The organism is Pseudomonas sp. K5002, from assembly GCF_013386655.1.
In the GTDB taxonomy this organism is placed as follows: Bacteria; Pseudomonadota; Gammaproteobacteria; order Pseudomonadales; family Pseudomonadaceae; genus Aquipseudomonas.
Genome location: NZ_JACARK010001575.1, coordinates 1 through 444, shown reverse-complemented (window position 1 = coordinate 444; position 444 = coordinate 1). Strand labels below are relative to the sequence as shown.

The following is a 444-nucleotide window of genomic DNA, read 5'->3' as shown; positions in this document are numbered from 1 at the left end:
AGGGTGGGTTCGCCGATGTCGCCGGCGTGCAGCACTTGCAGGTTATCCCCTGCCAGTTGCAGGCCCAGTTCCACTGCGCGCGCGTCTTGCTCGGCCCGGCGTGGACGGCCGGAAGTCGGGTGTGCACCGATGGACACCAGGCTGATTACATTCGTCGTCATGGCCATTTCCTTAAGCTGCATCGCGCTTGGCACCGTGGCGGTAGGCCTCGACCGCAACGATCAAGGCTTGCAGTATCGCGGCGCTTTCGCCGATCACCGACAGGTCGGCACGCTTGATCATGTCGCAGCCCGGGTCGAGGTTGATCGCCACCACCTTGTCGCAGGCACCAATGCCTTGCAGGTGCTGGATCGCCCCGGAAATCCCCACCGCCACGTAAACCCGTGCAGTGACCCATGTGCCGCTGGCGCCCACCTGGCGATCGCGCGCCATGAAGCCGTCGTC

Annotated in this window: 1 protein-coding gene and 1 pseudogene; both read right to left on the bottom strand. The window is 64.9% G+C overall.

The annotated features are described in order from the left end of the window. Positions 1-161, bottom strand: a pseudogene (locus tag HX846_RS38035) (electron transfer flavoprotein subunit beta); the annotation flags it as partial. Between the two features lie 10 nt (positions 162-171). Continuing rightward, positions 172-444 (bottom strand): FAD-binding protein (locus HX846_RS38030; RefSeq protein ID WP_218645538.1); only part of this gene is annotated, 273 nt, incomplete at its 5' end.